The organism is Congregibacter variabilis (assembly GCF_045689235.1).
GTDB lineage: Bacteria > Pseudomonadota > Gammaproteobacteria > Pseudomonadales > Halieaceae > Congregibacter > Congregibacter variabilis.
Genome location: NZ_CP136864.1, coordinates 1,170,095 through 1,186,516 on the forward strand (window position 1 = coordinate 1,170,095; position 16,422 = coordinate 1,186,516).

The 16,422-nt window shown below is 55.0% G+C and carries 13 protein-coding genes; 4 read left to right on the forward strand and 9 right to left on the reverse strand.

The window, feature by feature from the left end:
- The first annotated feature begins 63 nt into the window (after positions 1-63).
- A complete protein-coding gene (locus R0135_RS05225) occupies positions 64-651 on the forward strand; it encodes a hypothetical protein (protein WP_407349198.1) in 588 nt (195 codons plus the stop codon).
- A 55-nt stretch (positions 652-706) separates the two neighbouring features.
- Positions 707-1,396, forward strand: coding sequence for a hypothetical protein (locus R0135_RS05230; protein ID WP_407349199.1), 690 nt, complete (start codon positions 707-709; stop codon positions 1,394-1,396).
- A 33-nt stretch (positions 1,397-1,429) separates the two neighbouring features.
- On the opposite strand, the gene R0135_RS05235 is transcribed toward R0135_RS05230, so the two are convergent.
- From R0135_RS05235 to dinB, 9 genes are all read right to left on the reverse strand, one after another.
- Positions 1,430-3,754 carry an NADP-dependent malic enzyme gene (locus R0135_RS05235; RefSeq protein ID WP_407349200.1) on the reverse strand — a complete coding sequence of 775 codons (2,325 nt, stop codon included), beginning with the start codon at positions 3,752-3,754 and terminating at the stop codon, positions 1,430-1,432.
- A gap of 98 nt (positions 3,755-3,852) precedes the next feature.
- Positions 3,853-4,548, reverse strand: coding sequence for an urea ABC transporter ATP-binding subunit UrtE (gene urtE / locus R0135_RS05240; protein ID WP_407349201.1), 696 nt, complete (start codon positions 4,546-4,548; stop codon positions 3,853-3,855).
- On the reverse strand, positions 4,542-5,309 hold the full coding sequence (urtD, locus tag R0135_RS05245) for an urea ABC transporter ATP-binding protein UrtD (protein ID WP_407349202.1): 768 nt from the start codon (positions 5,307-5,309) through the stop codon (positions 4,542-4,544). Before urtD ends, urtE begins: the two co-directional genes overlap by 7 nt.
- Complete coding sequence (gene urtC, locus R0135_RS05250; RefSeq protein ID WP_407349203.1) at positions 5,302-6,387, reverse strand: urea ABC transporter permease subunit UrtC; 1,086 nt, start codon at positions 6,385-6,387, stop codon at positions 5,302-5,304. Before urtC ends, urtD begins: the two co-directional genes overlap by 8 nt.
- The gene (gene urtB, locus R0135_RS05255) at positions 6,387-7,970 is read right to left on the reverse strand and encodes an urea ABC transporter permease subunit UrtB (RefSeq protein WP_407349204.1); all 1,584 of its coding nucleotides are present in this window, start codon (positions 7,968-7,970) and stop codon (positions 6,387-6,389) included. Before urtB ends, urtC begins: the two co-directional genes overlap by 1 nt.
- A gap of 20 nt (positions 7,971-7,990) precedes the next feature.
- Positions 7,991-9,304 (reverse strand): urea ABC transporter substrate-binding protein, encoded by a 1,314-nt coding sequence (gene urtA, locus R0135_RS05260; RefSeq protein ID WP_407349205.1) that lies wholly within the window; start codon positions 9,302-9,304, stop codon positions 7,991-7,993.
- Positions 9,305-9,470: 166 nt separating this feature from the next.
- Positions 9,471-10,256: a peptidyl-prolyl cis-trans isomerase gene (locus R0135_RS05265; RefSeq protein WP_407349206.1), complete on the reverse strand. Its 786-nt coding sequence runs from the start codon at positions 10,254-10,256 to the stop codon at positions 9,471-9,473.
- 52 nt (positions 10,257-10,308) lie between these two features.
- Entirely contained in the window at positions 10,309-11,772 is a 1,464-nt protein-coding gene (locus R0135_RS05270; protein ID WP_407349207.1) for an agmatinase family protein, read from the reverse strand.
- Between the two features lie 149 nt (positions 11,773-11,921).
- Positions 11,922-13,043 (reverse strand): DNA polymerase IV, encoded by a 1,122-nt coding sequence (gene dinB, locus R0135_RS05275; RefSeq protein WP_407349208.1) that lies wholly within the window; start codon positions 13,041-13,043, stop codon positions 11,922-11,924.
- A 143-nt stretch (positions 13,044-13,186) separates the two neighbouring features.
- Between dinB and R0135_RS05280 the strand changes: the two genes are divergently transcribed.
- Positions 13,187-14,422, forward strand: a complete 1,236-nt coding sequence (locus R0135_RS05280; RefSeq protein WP_407349209.1) for a mechanosensitive ion channel family protein — start codon at positions 13,187-13,189, stop codon at positions 14,420-14,422.
- Between the two features lie 71 nt (positions 14,423-14,493).
- Entirely contained in the window at positions 14,494-16,410 is a 1,917-nt protein-coding gene (locus tag R0135_RS05285; RefSeq protein WP_407349210.1) for a gamma-glutamyltransferase family protein, read from the forward strand.
- Positions 16,411-16,422: the final 12 nt, after the last annotated feature.

Consider the following 16,422-nt stretch of genomic DNA (forward strand, 5'->3'; position numbering starts at 1 on the left):
TTTCCCGGGCAGCATCTTTCTCGCACCGACTCTTCGGTCGTCAGCTTATGCTAGCCTTGCTCAATGACTGATCGAATCTCCCCGGACATCGGCGACTGCTTGAGTGAAGGCTGGGCGCTATACAGAAAAGACCCTGTTTTGCTTTCAGGCGCGACCATACTGATGGCGGTGATATGCGGCATTGCTGGCCTCATACCTCTGTTAGGTACGGTGGTATACCCCCCGCTACTCGCAGGTCTGTACGGCATGATCATGCGAGTTGATCGCGGTGAGGCCGTCACCATCAGCAACCTTTTTGACGGCTTCCAGCAGTTTCTACCCCTGCTAATTGCATCCCTTCTCATCTCGCTATTCGTCGCTATCGGGTTGTTTTTGCTGGTTCTACCCGGCCTTTATCTGCTCATCAGCTATGGCTTTACCACGCTATTGATCGTCGATCGGAAGCAGGACTTCTGGCCGGCGATGGAAAACAGCCGAAGACTCATCCATGCACACTTTTGGAGCTATGCGCTGTTCGCTTTGTTGTTAGCGGTTATCTGTATGGTTGCCAGCCTACCCTTAGGCTTGGGACTTATCATCGCCGCACCGGTATGCCTGGCTGCACAGTATCGCTACTACCTTGCAGTGAACTCGACCGAACTAAGCGTCTAATTACAGCTAGGATATCGTTTCACTAAACCTTGCATTAACGAAAACGGAGTTATCCATGCATTCGCACAAACCGCAGATGCTTATTTGCATCTCAATAATTTGGGGACTGATGACATCCCACGCATTCGCTGGCAGCGCATCAGTCAGTGGCATTGCAGGCGACGCCGCGCAGTTTGAGTACAACGGCAATATGCTGCGAATTAATGCAACACAAAACAGCGGGTACGCGCTATTGAGAGATGGCCACTTTTACACGGTGGGCTACAACAACGGCCAAGCCATGGTGTTTGACGCAGGCGCTATGCTGAAGGGCTTCTCAGATATGGCGCCTCAGGCTATCCACGGTGACCTGGGTGCTGAAATAGTGTCCCTGGAAGACACCGGCGAGAAGGAGATTGTTGCCGGCATACAAGGCCATGTATATACCGTTACGTTTATTGATGACAGTGGTCAAGAGCGTGGTGAATCGCTCGTGCTGTCTACGGACATCCGGGCTCTGGAGTTCCGCGACGCGATGTTTCAAATGATGAGTTTTGCGCAGACAATGACGCCGGGGCAGGATAAAGCCAAGGCTCAGGGCCAGGACATTCGTGAACGTTTGAACAGATTAAAGGCCGGAATTCTTCGCTACGGCAAGGAGATGACCGTCACAGAAATCAGTGGCGAGACGGTTGCCAATGAACGCTTTGAACTGCCAGCGAAGCCCCTGGACCTCCAAGGACTGGGCAAGTTGTTCGGCCAATAGACTTACGAAGCTCCAGGCTGCGTACCGCGGACTCTATCCGTAATGAACTACGTCAGTACCGGCCAGAGCGGAGATATTAAGTAGACCGCGGGCAGTAATCGATGGCGTCACAATATGAGCGCGGTTACCCATTCCCATAAGGATGGGCCCCACTTCTAACGCCCCTCCCCGCATCTTCAGAATGTTGCGAACACCGGAGGCAGCATCCCCGTAGGCAAATACCAGCACATTGGCCGGCCCTTCCAAACGGGAGTTCGGAAAAATCCTCGCGCGCAGCTCCGGGTCCAATGCCGAGTCGGTGTGCATCTCACCCTCGTAGGCAAAGTCAGGTTCCCGGGCCTCTAGCAAGGCCATGGCTTGTCGCACTCGACGTCCGCTATCGATATCGAGGTTGCCAAACTGCGAATGAGAGCACAGTGCAATATTGGGTTTTAAACCAAAACGACGGACATGATTTGCAGCCGCCATTACCGTATCGGCGATCTGCTCCGGCGTCGGCTCTGGATGCACATGGGTATCGGCAATAAACAATGGCTCGTCTTCAGTGATCATCAAAGACAGTGCACCGCGAGGGTGTGCTCCATCATGGGCGAGTATTTGGCGCACGTAGTTAAGATGCCATAAATACTGCCCAAAGCTTCCACAGACCATGCTATCGGCATCACCGCAGTACACCATGATCGCTGCAATTGCAGTGGTGTTGGTTCGCATAATGACTTTCGCAAGATCCGGAGTTACGCCCCGTCTGGCCATGAGCTTAAGGTATGCTTCCCAGTACTTGCGGTGGCGAGAATCATCCTCGGGATTCACCACCTCAAAGTCTTCACCGGGCTTAATGGTCAGACCCGCTTTCTCACAGCGCCTGGCAATCACTTCGGGGCGACCGATGAGAATCGGCGTATCTGTCATTTCCTCAATAATCGCCTGCGCTGTTCTCAGTACCCGTTCGTCTTCGCCTTCGGCAAACACAATGCGTCGCTGTGAACGTGCGGCGGCTGCAAACACAGGCCGCATAATCATCGAAGAACGGAACACCGAGCCATCGAGCTTTTCTCGATAGGCTGCCAGGTCGTCCACCGGACGAGTGGCCACGCCTGTGTCCATTGCCGCACTGGCGACAGCACTCGCCACCACCCCCATCAGCCGAGGATCAAAGGGCTTGGGAATAAGATAATCGACACCAAAGACCAACTGCTCGCCTCGATACGCTTCAGCCGCCTCTGCGCTTGTAGTCGCCCGGGCAAGAGCGGCAATCCCGTCTATGCAGGCGATCTGCATAGCGTCGTTAATCTCGGTAGCGCCTACATCCAGGGCGCCCCGGAATATGAACGGAAAACACAGTACGTTGTTCACCTGATTCGGGTAGTCCGAGCGACCGGTTGCAATAATTGCATCGGGGGCAACCTTGCGAACCTCATCAGGGAGTATCTCTGGTGTGGGGTTAGCCAAAGCAAAGACAATTGGTCGCTGAGCCATGCGCGCCACCATCGGGGCAGTCAACACTTTGGGCGCGCTGAGTCCCAAAAACAAATCAGCACCGTCGATCACATCATCGAGATCGCGACTGTCGCTAGCTTGAGCGAAGGCAGATTTCTGAGGGTTCATATCTTCCGCGCGACCTTCGTACACAAGGCCCTGAACATCGCACAACCAAACGTTTTTTCGCTGCACACCCAGTTTCAGCAGCATATTCAGGCAGGCGATACCCGCAGCGCCACCACCGGTTGACACGATCTTGATATCTTCGAAGCGCTTGCCGGCAATATGCAGAGCATTGGTGACGGCGGCGCCTACAACAATGGCAGTGCCGTGCTGATCATCATGAAAGACCGGAATATTCATGCGCTCCCGGCACCGCTGCTCAACAATAAAACAGTCGGGGGCTTTGATGTCTTCCAGGTTAATCGCCCCAAAAGACGGCTCCATAGCACAGACTATATCCGCAAGCTTCTCTGGATCTGATTCGTTCAGTTCAATGTCAAAGCAATCGATTCCTGCAAAGTTCTTGAACAGAACAGCCTTGCCTTCCATCACTGGTTTTGCAGCCAAGCCACCGATATTGCCCAGGCCCAATACCGCACTGCCATTGCTGACTACGGCAACCAGGTTTCCTCGTGCGGTGTATTTCGCTGCAGCCGCTGGATCTTTGACGATCTCCAGACAAGCCTCAGCGACGCCGGGGGAGTAGGCTCTCGCGAGATCCTGACCATTGGCGAGAGGTTTTGTGGCGCGAATTTCCAACTTACCGGGCTTAGGGTACGCGTGGTATCGCAGCGCGGCTTCCCGGGCTGCCTGGCGGCTCTTCTCGTCATCCATGGGAATACGTCCAAAAAACGCACAGTATAAGGCAGCAGGCACCGCCAGAGTTCTGGAAAATGCCGCAATTCGAGCTCGTGGGCTGACTCACTGCGCAGTAACGCCCGAGTAAAGTCACTGGCAGAGATCCGATGTACAGATCAGACCGTCAGATATTCGCCCACCAGACTCTCTGAGAGCTCATCCATGGCACCAGTAGCCACTACTGCTCCTCGATCCATAATTGCAAAATCATCAGCCACTGACCGGGCAAACGGGAGCTTTTGCTCTACGAGCAGCACGCTTAAGCCCTGCTCTGAACGTAAGCGCTGAATAACCTCAGCGATGAGCTGCACTATGTTCGGCTGAATACCCTCGCACGGTTCGTCCAGCAGTAGAATACTCGGCTCCAGCACCAAAGCTCGACCAATGGCCAGCTGCTGCTGTTGACCGCCCGATAAATCTCCGCCACGACGATCCGCCATCTCGGCCAGAACCGGAAAAAAATCAAATATCTGTTGGGGAATCTTCGAATCGCCGCCTCGACGTCCGGCAAGAGCTACACGGAGGTTCTCCATTACGGAAAGGTCCGGGAAAATCATTCTCCCCTGAGGCACATAGCCAATGCCCTGAGCGACCCGGTCCTCGGTTGCAAGCCTATCAATGGCAGCACCTTTGAACTCTATATCTCCACTTTGGGCTGGCAGTAATCCCAGTACGGTATTGAGAAGTGTTGTTTTGCCCACACCGTTACGGCCCATGAGACAGAATACCCGCCCACTCTGGATGTCCAATTGGATATCCCGCAGCGTATGGCTGGCGCCGTAATACTGGTTAAGCCCGCGAATACTCAGCATGCCTCACCTAAATAGACTTCTCGCACTTGGCTATCAGACTGCACTTCATCAATGCTGCCTTCCATAAGTACAGCGCCTTCATGAAGCACGCTTACCTTACGGGCAATAGAGCGAACAAAAACCATATCGTGCTCAACCACAACCACAGAGCGCTGAGGCACCAGTGACTGCAACAACTGTGCGGTGCGCTCAGTTTCTTGTTGTGTCATTCCGGCAACGGGCTCGTCAATCAGCAGCAACAATGGCTCCTGTGCTAGCAGCATACCGATTTCCAGCCACTGCTTCTGACCATGGGAAAGGCCTCCAGCCAACTTATGAGCTACAGAATCCAAAGCCACAGTCTCAAGCAGGCTTGCAACTCGGTCAGTATCTACGGAGCTTGGGCGATACCACAGCGCTTCCCAGGGCGAGCGATTCCCCTGCACAGCCAAGGCAAGATTGTCGCGAACTGTCTGCTTTGGAAACACCGAGGGCTTTTGGAACTTGCGACCGATACCCAAGCGGGCAATTGTCGCCTCGTCGTGTTGCAGAAGATTGATATCCTGACCGAGAAACACAGAACCTCGATCAGGTCGCGTTTTGCCAGTAATGACGTCCATCAGGGTGGTCTTGCCCGCACCGTTGGGGCCAATAAGACAGCGTAGCTCCCCCTTATCAATGGCGAGAGATAAATTGTTCAGCGCTTTGTATCCCGAAAAACTTACGCTGACATCCTCGAGGTAGAGAATGACACCATGGCGCGTATCGATTGATTCAGTCACTGCGACGCCCCGCGAAAAGACCGACAACGCCTTGGGGAAGGAGCAAGGTGACCAGCAAAAACAACGCGCCCAACGCAAACAACCAAAGCTCGGGCAGGCGTGCAGTAAGCATGGTCTCTGCGGCGGCGATAATGACCGCTCCCAGCATCGCTCCGTGTAGCGTTCCCCTGCCACCAACAGCCACCCAGATCGCTATCTCGATAGAATTGAGCGGCTGAAACTCACCGGGGTTAATGATCCCAACCTGAGGCACGTAGAGCGCCCCCGCCAAACCCGCAAGCATTGCTGACACAACAAAAACCACTAGCTTGTAGCTGGCTACGGAATACCCCAAAAAGCGCACTCTCGATTCAGCATCCCGTAAGGCAACAACCACGCTACCAAGGCGCGTCGCGAGCATCCAGCGACAGCCGATGTAACTGATAAGCAGCAACAATGCGGTCGCTGCAAAGAGGCCACATCGCACCGCGTCGGATTGCATATCAAAGCCAAGGATCTCTTTGAAATCTGTCAGTCCATTATTCCCACCAAAACCCATCTCATTGCGAAAAAAAGCCAGCATCAATGCAAAGGTCATGGCCTGGGTCATGATCGAAAAATAGACCCCGGTTACCCGAGAGCGAAACGCCAGCCACCCGAACAGCAATGCAAGTGCTCCGGGGATTAACAGCGCCATGCCAAGGGAAAAACCAAAGCTGTCAAAACCCAGCCAATACCAGGGAAGCTCCTGCCAGTCGAGAAAAACCATAAAGTCTGGGAGCTCTGGATCACCGTACACACCGCGACTGCCAATCTGGCGCATAAGGTACATGCCCATGGCATAACCCCCCAGGGCAAAAAAAGCGCCGTGCCCTAAGCTCAATAGCCCCGCATATCCCCAGACAAGATCCAGGGCCAGGGCTAAAAGCGCATAGCACAGATACTTACCCAACAATGAAACGCTGTAACTCGACAGCGCGAAGCCCGACTCCTGAGGTAAAAGAAGGTTCGATAACGGCACGCCAATCGCCAGACAGACTAGTAGAGCCACGGTAATCAAATACGTGCGCTCGCGGACAAAAGAGCCCTGATACGACATCAGTTGCTATCTTCTCTACCAAGGCGGGGAAAAAGACCCTGAGGCCGGCGCTGGAGAAACAGGATGAGGGCGACCAACAGAAGTATTTTTGCAAGCACGGCCCCTGTAGCGGGCTCCAGAACCTTATTGGCAACGCCCAGAGAAAACGCGGCCACCAGGGTGCCCCAGAGATTTCCAACCCCGCCAAACACCACCACAAGAAATGAATCAATAATGTAGGCCTGCCCTAAGTTTGGCCCTACGTTTGTCAGTTGAGACAGGGCAACACCCGCCACTCCCGCCACGCCGGATCCCAGCGCAAAGGTCATGGCATCGACTCGCGCGCTGCGCACTCCCAGCGCTCTGGCCATAGCGCGATTTTGCGCCACCGCACGCACTTGCAAACCCAGGCGGGTGTAGCGCATTAGCGTTAACAAACCCGCAAATACCATGAGCGAGAACAACAAGATCGCCATTCGGTTGTAGGTCAGTGAGAGGCCCTGCGTCACCTCCCAGGCACCGCTCAACCACTCGGGGGTGAGTACGGATCGATTCAGCGGCGAGAAGATTGAGCGCACCGCCTGCTGAAGGATCAGGCTAATGCCGAAGGTTGCCAGTAGCGTTTCCAGTGGCCGGCCGTACAGAAAGCGTATGACCCCGCGCTCAATCGCCAATCCCACCGCGGCAGACACCAAGAACGCCGCAGGTATCGCCAGAAGCAAAGCAGTACCGGGGTGCCCAGGCAATAGTTGCTGTAAGACCCAGGTGGTATACGCGCCCAACATAATCAGCTCGCCATGCGCCATGTTGATCACACCCATTACACCGAAGGTGATCGCCAAACCCACAGCCGATAGCAACAGCACCGATCCCAGGCTGAGACCAAAAAACAATGACTCGAGACGGCTCAGCCACAGCAAGCGGCTCTGGGCCAAAGACAGAAGCCTTGCAGCCTCCTTGCGAAGCGCCTCGGGAAGCTCCTCGCGCTCGACCAGTGTCGCCAGCGAAGCACGCACCACCGGATCCACACGTCCGCGCAGTACCACCAAAGCCGTTTCGACCTTCGCCGGATCACTCCCGGCTATTGATTGCAGCGCCAAACCAATAGCAATCTGCTCCTGCAGTTCGGCGACAGGCTCCAACGGCTCTCTAGCGGCGAGGGCCTTGAGTGCGGTAACGGTTGGCGCTGCAAGAATTTCAGCAATAGCAGAAGCGCGTTGCTGCTCATCACTGGCAGACAGGCGAGCAATGGACTGTAGACTCTGCAGTTCTGCCCGAAGGCTATTGTCTATAGCAATGCGCCGAACGTCTCGTCGCCCGGCACTCCCGAGATCCTCGCCAGAGAGCACGTCGCTCAGGAGGTAACTGGAGCCCTCCCGCTGTGCGATCACCACCGACGAGTTGCGCCGATCCAAATACAGTGCGCCTCGCGCAAAAGCATCAAGAACCCTATCGGATTTATCGTCGCCACTCGCAGCGATTTGCGCAAGCAACTCGCGTTTTTGCTCGCCGTCTGCCGCCCCCAGTTCATCAACCCAGTCGCGCAGCGAAGCCCCCTGAGCAGGCAGAGCGATCAGTAAGCACAACAGCAGCGAGCGCAGCATAGGAAAACTCGGAAAAGCCGCTACTCGGTACTTTCAGCCAGACAGCGCTTCTCATCTTGCTGATAGTTGCCACAGCGCATAGGCGCGCGCCAGTCGGCCACCAGATCTTTGGAACCCGGCAAATAGTCTGACCAGGCGTCGCCGGCCACGGCCTCTGGAGTCTCCCAAACAACCTGAAACTGACCATCGTCAAGGATCTCGCCGATGAGTACAGGCTTGGTGATGTGGTGGTTGGGTAGCATGGTAGCCATGCCGCCAGACAAGTTAGGGACGCTCACACCTACGATGGCATCCTGCACCGCATCGGAATCCGTGCTCTGGGCTGCCTCTACGGCTTTCGCCCACATGTTAAAGCCAATGTAGTGGGCTTCCATGGGATCATTGGTCACTCGATTGTCATCGCCGATAAACGCAAGCCACTGGTCGATGAAATCAAAGTTGGCGTCATCCTCGACGCTCATAAAATAGTTCCACGCCGCTAAATGACCGACAAGAGGCGCGGTATCGATTCCTGAGAGCTCTTCTTCACCCACCGAAAAGGCGATCACAGGAATATCCGTAGCGCTCACACCCTGGTTTGCCAACTCCTTGTAAAAGGGCACGTTGGCATCGCCATTAACGGTAGATACCACCGCCGTTTTCGCGCCTGTGCTGCCAAAGCGCTTTATCTCGGCAACGATACTTTGCCAGTCAGAGTGACCAAACGGCGTGTAGTTAACGAGAATATCCTCTGACGCCACGCCCTTTTGCTCAAGATAGGCTTGAAGAATCTTATTGGTCGTTCGCGGATAAACGTAGTCGGTGCCCGCCAGCACCCAGCGCTTGACGCCCTGGGACATTAAATAGTCGACAGCGGGAATCGCCTGTTGATTAGGCGCCGCTCCCGTATAAAAAACATTTCGCGAGGACTCCTCGCCCTCGTACTGAACCGGGTAAAACAGCAAGCCATTGAGCTCCTCGAACACCGGCAGCACGGACTTGCGAGATACCGAGGTCCAGCAACCAAACACCACATCCACCTTTTCTCGCACAAGTAACTCTCGCGCCTTTTCTGCAAAGAGCGGCCAGTCCGACGCTGGATCAACCACAACGGCCTCGAGGGGCCGCCCCAGAAGGCCTCCCCGGGCATTCTGCTGCTCTATTAACATCAGAACGGTGTCTTTGAGCGTCGTCTCGCTGATCGCCATGGTTCCAGACAGTGAATGCAACACACCCACCCGGATAGGCTCTGGATCCTGACTGCGAGCACCGAAAGAGATCAGCGACAACAGTAGGCTCAGAGCCAGGCAACGAACACTGGCAGGCGTGAAAAATTTGCGAGGAAACAAATCCATTGATGATGACTCCGTGACATATCAAGCGTATCCGCAAAGCTTTGCAAAAGCCGAGCCACCGCCAGCAGGCGCTAGGGGCCGTGACTGAAGACCACCACGACGTGCAGTTGCACCAATTTATGGCAAAAAAGCCTGAGATTCGCACAAATACAGTGCGCGCAGGTTTCTACCGGGAGCCAGTCTCAAGGGGGTAAGCAGCGCGTTTCGTCTCGACAAACGCCTCGACCGCTGCAGACACGGCTTCGGCTTGATAGTCAGCCATCACCTGATCTTTCACGCGCTCAAACGACAGCAGGACTGGCTTGTCACGACGCTCAACGCGAAAGTAGTGCCAGCCCTCGGCAGACTGATAAGGCCCCTGCCACTCGGCGATAGAAATCTCTTCAAGTACCTCCAGCAGCGACTGCCCAAACAAGCCTCGAATCATACTCACGCCATAATTCGGAAAATCCTTACCCTGCCAGAGCTGATCATCACCGATGACATCACCTTGATTCAGCTGTGCCAACAGCTGATCGGGGGCCTGTGGTGCATCGCGAAACAAGCGTTGAGTAAAACTGATGGTCGCCTCGCTGTAATAGCGATCAATGTTATCCGTGTAAAAATTGACCAGGTCCTTGCCTGAGGGCTCGAGAATTTCGCCGGTAACCTGCTGCTGCATGAGTTCAATAATCAACTCGCGAATACTGGGATCGCTCGCATAAAGCTCGCGGCTGAGGCCCTCGCGAAACAGCAGTTCGCGCTCATAATAATCTTCGACAATCCGCTGAACATCATTCGAATCCGCCGATCGACCCGTCAGCATTTCCCATTCACTCACCAACAGTGCCTGGGCACCATTACTGAGCACAATGGGCGTCGACTCCTCACGCTGCAGGAGGCCAAAGAGCACAAAGAGCAGGGCACCTAAAACGAAAAAAATCAGTACCGGGTCCTTCAGTAAACGCTTCATAGAGCCTCGCTTACTCATCGAGCCCAAAACGCCAGCAAAAAGGCATATCTAATTAAGGCTGCGAACGACCGTAATCCGGATCGATCTCTTCGGTATCGCCGGCCTTAAGGCCACGTTTTCCTGCTTTAGGCTGCTGGTCCTCGGTAGACAACTCCGAAAGATAAGAGCCATCTGTAATACCCGTTTTACGCATGGCAATCCCAGTCAAACAGGCGTGCATGATGTAGTTGGCGTTGAGGGCTGATCGATAGGTGTTATCCAGCAGCGGATCGAGCTCCACAATTTCAAAACCAATGAGATCACTTTCGGTGCATAGTGCCCGCACGATGGGAATCGCCTCACGCATAGTTAGACCACCGGGAACCGGCGTACCGGTACCCGGTACAAAAGCCGGATCCAATACGTCGACATCAAAGGATATAAACAGCTTCTCGGTACCTTCTCTGGCCTCGCGAAGCGCATCTTCCATCACCTCTTTCCAGCCTTTCTTTTCTACCTCGGCCATTGGGTGGTAGCGCATTCCATTGTTGCGCATCCATTCGAAACCCCAGTCCCCGGGCCACGGCCCCCGGAGGCCGACCTGAATAAAGTTTTCTGCTTTTACGTGACCTTCCTTGATCGCACGGTACACAGGCTGCCCGTGGGTAATGTAATGAGCCTGCCCCTTGCCCGCGTCAAAGTGAGAATCAAAATGCACGACACCGAAGCTACCTTTGCCGTGCACGTCAGCAAGGCCTGCAATATCGGGGTATTCCAGCGAGTGGTCGCCACCTACAATAAAGGGAATGGCCCCGGTAGCGGCGATTTCAGCTACGCGCTCACGCACGTGGTGCACGCTGATCTCCGTGCTCATGTTATCGATAGCAATATCACCGTAATCCACGATGCTCAGCACTTTACTGGGATTCACCATGGTGGCCATGTCATTCCCGCCACGGTAGTAACCGGTGCGCATAGCTTGAGGCCCGAAGCGCTGGCCCCGGTAGTAAGTCCCCATATCCAGCGGCGCACCGACGATGGCCACCTCAACATCACCGGCAATCAGGTCTTCGGGATAAATCGCCAGGGGTGCGCCTGCAAAGGTTTGAACGCCTCCGCTCCTGCTGCTGGCGTAATAGCTCAGATGGATGGGTCCCGGCTCACGTTGGGTAGCCAGTGCTTTGGGATTCATCAGTTTCCAACCGTTGAAATCCTCCGCTTCAGTATTCAGCGGTATAGAAGCCATATCGGTTTCCGGATTGAACTTACTGGCACTCTCCAAATATTGCATGGCATCTACAAAAGCCTCGACCTCTCCAGCGCTCTTGCCCCGTAGACGCACAAATAGCTTCTCCCAGGTACCTGTAAAGTCCTCACCCTCTTCCATAAGGTACTCAAGCTTCTCGCTGGGCAGGGTCTCAAGGATGCTTTGAAGTTCACCAGGAATCTCGGGCATCTCTTCGTCTGCAATAAGCGGAGCCGTAGCCAAAGACAGCAGCAATGTGGCGACAAGCGCGGGTTTTACCGGGTAAATCATGAGTCAGTCCTGTAGCAAGGGATTCACTGCCGTGGAGTGCGGCAAAGATAACTACGTCAAATACAGCAATTAACGTGCCCATTGAGTGCATCGCTGATCAAGGGCATCGCAATGCCCGCCACTTTGCCACAAGAACCCGACTGATTCCGTCAAAAGGCCAGGGATTCCTGCACCGGCCCCGCTTCCGCGACGCCTTCTGGGTCATCGATGCTGGCCCCCAGCGGCGCCTCCAGCGCAGACAGGGTGAGTCCCAGTAAACGCACGCCTTTCGCGACAGGCAGTAAAGCTTCTAATAGCCCACGGGATATACGCTCGAAGTCCGCGCGAGTCTCTACCGGAGGGCTCACCGAGCGTGCCCGGGTTATTTGTTGGAAATCCGCATACTTCACCTTGAGAGTCACGGTCCTTCCCAGAGTTTTGTTTTTTTCAATCCGCTCCCAAACAATATCGATGATATGTTCCAGGGCTGTACGCAGATCTTCATCAAGCAGCAAATCTTGTGAATAGGTGCGCTCTCCCCCAATGGACTTGCGCTCGCGATCCGGGCGTACGGATCGATAGTCTTCACCGCGGCTTGCTTGGTAAAGGTAGTGCGCCGACTTACCAAAATGCTGCTCCAAAAAACTCAGGGTCTGAGCACGTATATCCGCTCCGGTATGAATGCCCAAGGCCGACATACGCTCAGCCGTTCTCGGCCCAACACCATAGAAACGCCGGGCTGGCAGAGACGCCACAAAGTCAGCACCCTCCCCCGGACGAACCACTAACACGCCATCGGGCTTGTTTTGGTCTGACGCCACCTTGGCAATGAACTTGTTGTAACTCACTCCCGCGCTAGCTGTTAAGTGCAGCTCATCGCGGATATTCCGTCGGATAGCCTCGGCTATACCCGTCGCACTCCCAATGCCGGCAGTATCGGCAGTTACGTCCAGGTAGGCCTCATCAAGTGATAATGGTTCGATGAGCTCGGTGTAGCGCGCAAAGATTTCGTGTAATTGTCGGGATACAGCGCGGTAGACCTCAAATCGGGGCTTCACAAACAGTAGCTTGGGACAGCGGCGCCTTGCGGTGACTCCGGGCATTGCAGACTTCACTCCAAACTTTCGGGCTTCGTAGCTCGCTGCGGCAACAACACCCCGCTTGGCCGATCCTCCCACAGCCAGTGGCTTACCCCGCAATGAGGGGTCATCCCGCTGTTCCACGCTGGCATAAAACGCATCCATATCAACATGGATAATCTTGCGCGGGTTGGCAGGCGAGTCTTCAGTCATCACCCGATACTAGAAAGCTCAGGGACTTCCGGCAAGCAACTTCCTACGACGCGGGTCTTCGCAGGCAAATTACTGCTGGATAATTGCCATGTGCGATTGCTTCACGCATCCTACGCAGCTAAGTCGCACATCAGCTCTCAACTATGAACCAAAGCCTTGAAACCCTCGAACTCTGGCTAGCCCAATGGATGGGCAATGCCTTATGGGCGGACATCGCATCTCGCACCGGCGCGCTGCTTCTCGTGTCGTTTATGGTTTGGATCGTTTGGCGTTTACTCGATCGCTGGCGAAAAGGCGTTCACCGCTGGATTGATGCAGACGGGTCCGGCGCCCGTGCCCTAACAGTTCAAGATCAACAGATCTTCACCGAGCGGGAGCTGGCAAGAGCACTTCACAGCGTCGTCAACGGCGTGTGGCGTTTGCTGCGAGCAGTACTGCTCATAAGTTGGCTGAACCTGGTCTTCACGCAGTTTTCCTGGAGTCGCGATCTTGCCGTCAATATTATTGGCTTTGTGTTCGCGCAGCTTGGCGTCATTGCTGCCGCAGTGCTTAACTACCTCCCTAATCTTTTCATCATTGGCATCATTGCTCTCATCTCGCGCCTCGTGATTCGCACCACGCGAGGGATCTTCGAAGGGATCCGACTGGAACGCATCACCCTGCCTGGTTTCTATCCCGACTGGGCCGAAACCAGCTTTGGACTGTCTCGTCTGCTGATCATCGCCATTACTCTGGTCATCGTGTTTCCCTACCTCCCGGGATCTAGCAGCCCCGCGTTTCAGGGCCTGTCTATATTCTTTGGGGTACTGGTATCGTTAGGGTCGACATCCGCGGTCGCAAACGTGATGTCAGGCATCGTCATCACCTACACCCGGGGCTTCAAGATTGGAGATCGAGTGCGCATCGCAGATACCGAAGGTGACGTCATCGAGCGCAGTGCGTTCGTAACACGCATCCGCACACCAAAAAACGAAGAAGTGTCCGTGCCCAACGCGATGGTCATGAACAATCACATCGTCAACTTTAGCGCCCAGGCGAAAGAAACCGGCGTACTTCTGCACACCACGGTTACTATTGGCTACGACATTGCCTGGACACGGGTACATCAACTGCTGTGCGAAGCAGCCAGCGCTACTGCGCATGTGTTGGAGGAGCCGGCACCCTTTGTGCTGCAAACAAGTCTTGACGACAACTATGTTGCCTACGAGCTCAACGCCTATATCCGCAATCCTTCGGCAAAGCAGCAAATCGCATCCGAAATGCATGCGCACATTCAGGATCGCTTTAGAGAACACAATATCGAAATACTATCGCCACATTACCGGGCAAATCGCGATGGGTCAGCGGTTGCAATACCACCGCCGACTCACAACGAGTAGTAATATAGAAACTCACTCTGCCACGCAGGCCTCAAAGGGCCTCTTAGCTTGTTAACCGATGGAGACGCATCGTGATTCACACTGACACTTCCAGCAAACCTGCCTCTTTTTGCCGTCAAGTCGCGACCCTTGGCATCTGCCTGGGGCTGGTGCTATGCGGCGTCATTCCGGTATCTGCCCAAGACACCGCAAAGCCGGTACTCCACGGTCGACATTGGGCGGCGGTCACCGGCAAACCCCTCGCCGCCAGCGCGGGAGCCATGATGTTCGCTCGGGGCGGCAACGCCGTAGATGCGGCCTGCGCAATGCTAGGCGCCACATCAACCATGTGGGACACCCTCGGCTGGGGCGGTGAGACCCAGGCGTTGATCTACAACCCAAAAACCGGAAAAGTACTGGGGATCAACGCACTGGGCGTAGCTCCTACGGGTGCGACCCCGGAGTTTTTCCAGGAAAAAGGCATGGTGTATCCCCCGGAGTATGGCCCGTTGGCCGCGGTTACTCCGGGCACGCCGGGCGGGCTTATGGTGATGCTTGCTGAGTACGGCCGCCTGAGTTTGGCCGAAGTGTTAGCGCCCTCCATGCAAATGGCCGAAGGCTATCCCATCGAGGGCGTACAGGCAGATAACATCGAGCGACGACGGGAGATCATCGCCCAGTGGCCAGATTCCAAACGCGTCTTCCTGCCCCACCTGGACGACAGCAATCCTGCGCAGCGTGCCGCTCCGGTCGATGGCGAGATATTCCAGCAGCTGGATTTACTGGCAACGCTACAAAAACTGGTGGACGCTGAGGCAGATGCTCTTGCCTCAGGAAAATCCCGCAAAGAGGCGATCTACGCTGCCTACGAGCGTTTCTATCGCGGTGACATCGCAAAAGAAATCGTCCGCGCTACCCGCGAGCAAGGAGGCCTGTTTACTGAAGAAGACCTGGCGAGCTGGGAAGTACATATCGAAGAACCCGTGAGCACCAACTACAAGGGTATTGATGTTTACAAGCTCACCACCTGGGTACAGGGTCCGGCGATGCTGCAGGCTCTGAATATTCTCGAACCTTTGGACCTCAAAGGCATGGGCTACAACAGCGCCAACTATATTCACACGCTGTATCAAACCATGAATTTGGCTTTTGCTGATCGCGACTTTTACTACGGTGACCCATACTTTCCTCCTGCAGAGCCCATCGAAGGACTGCTGAGCAAAGAGTACGCCGCACAGCGCCGCGCGCTCATCAAGCCCGACGTTAACGATGCTATGGCCAGACCGGGAGATCCCTACCCTTTTCAGGGCGACAAGAACCCCTTTAGCAAGCTGTTGGAAGAATGGTCGCCTATTCCCCCGGCAGCGGACGCTGATGGTTCAGACGGATTTCAGCAAGCTGGCGTAGACCATGACGCAGCATTTATCGCAGGCACCACCTCTATTCAGGCAGCGGATGCCGATGGTTGGGTCGTCTCCATAACGCCCTCGGGCGGATGGATACCTGCGTTTATCGCCGGAAACAGCGGCGTGGGACTGAGCCAACGTATGCAAAGCTTTGTGTTGGATGAGCGAATCAACCCCTTCAACGTGGTCGCACCGGGTAAACGTCCTCGCGCAACGCTTACGCCCAGCCTGGCGCTCAAAGACGGCGACCCCATCATGGCTTTCTCGGTGCAGGGCGGCGACACGCAGGATCAAAATCTGCTGCAGTTCTTTTTGAACGTCGTAGAGTTTGGTATGAATGTGCAGCAAGCGGCCGAGGCACACAACGTCACGAGCTACCAGATGCAAAGCTCCTTTGGCGCGCATGTTAGCGAGCCTGGACGTCTGGATGTTACAGGCCAATTACCGCCCTACACGCGGGATCGCCTCAAGGACATGGGCTACGACGTAAAAGTTGTAAAGCGTACCTACAGCCCTATCACCGCTATTCTTATCGACCCCAAGCAAGGCACGTTTCAGGGCGGGGCCAGTGACTATGGTGATGACTACGGTATTGCCTGGTAGCGTTGAACCTTG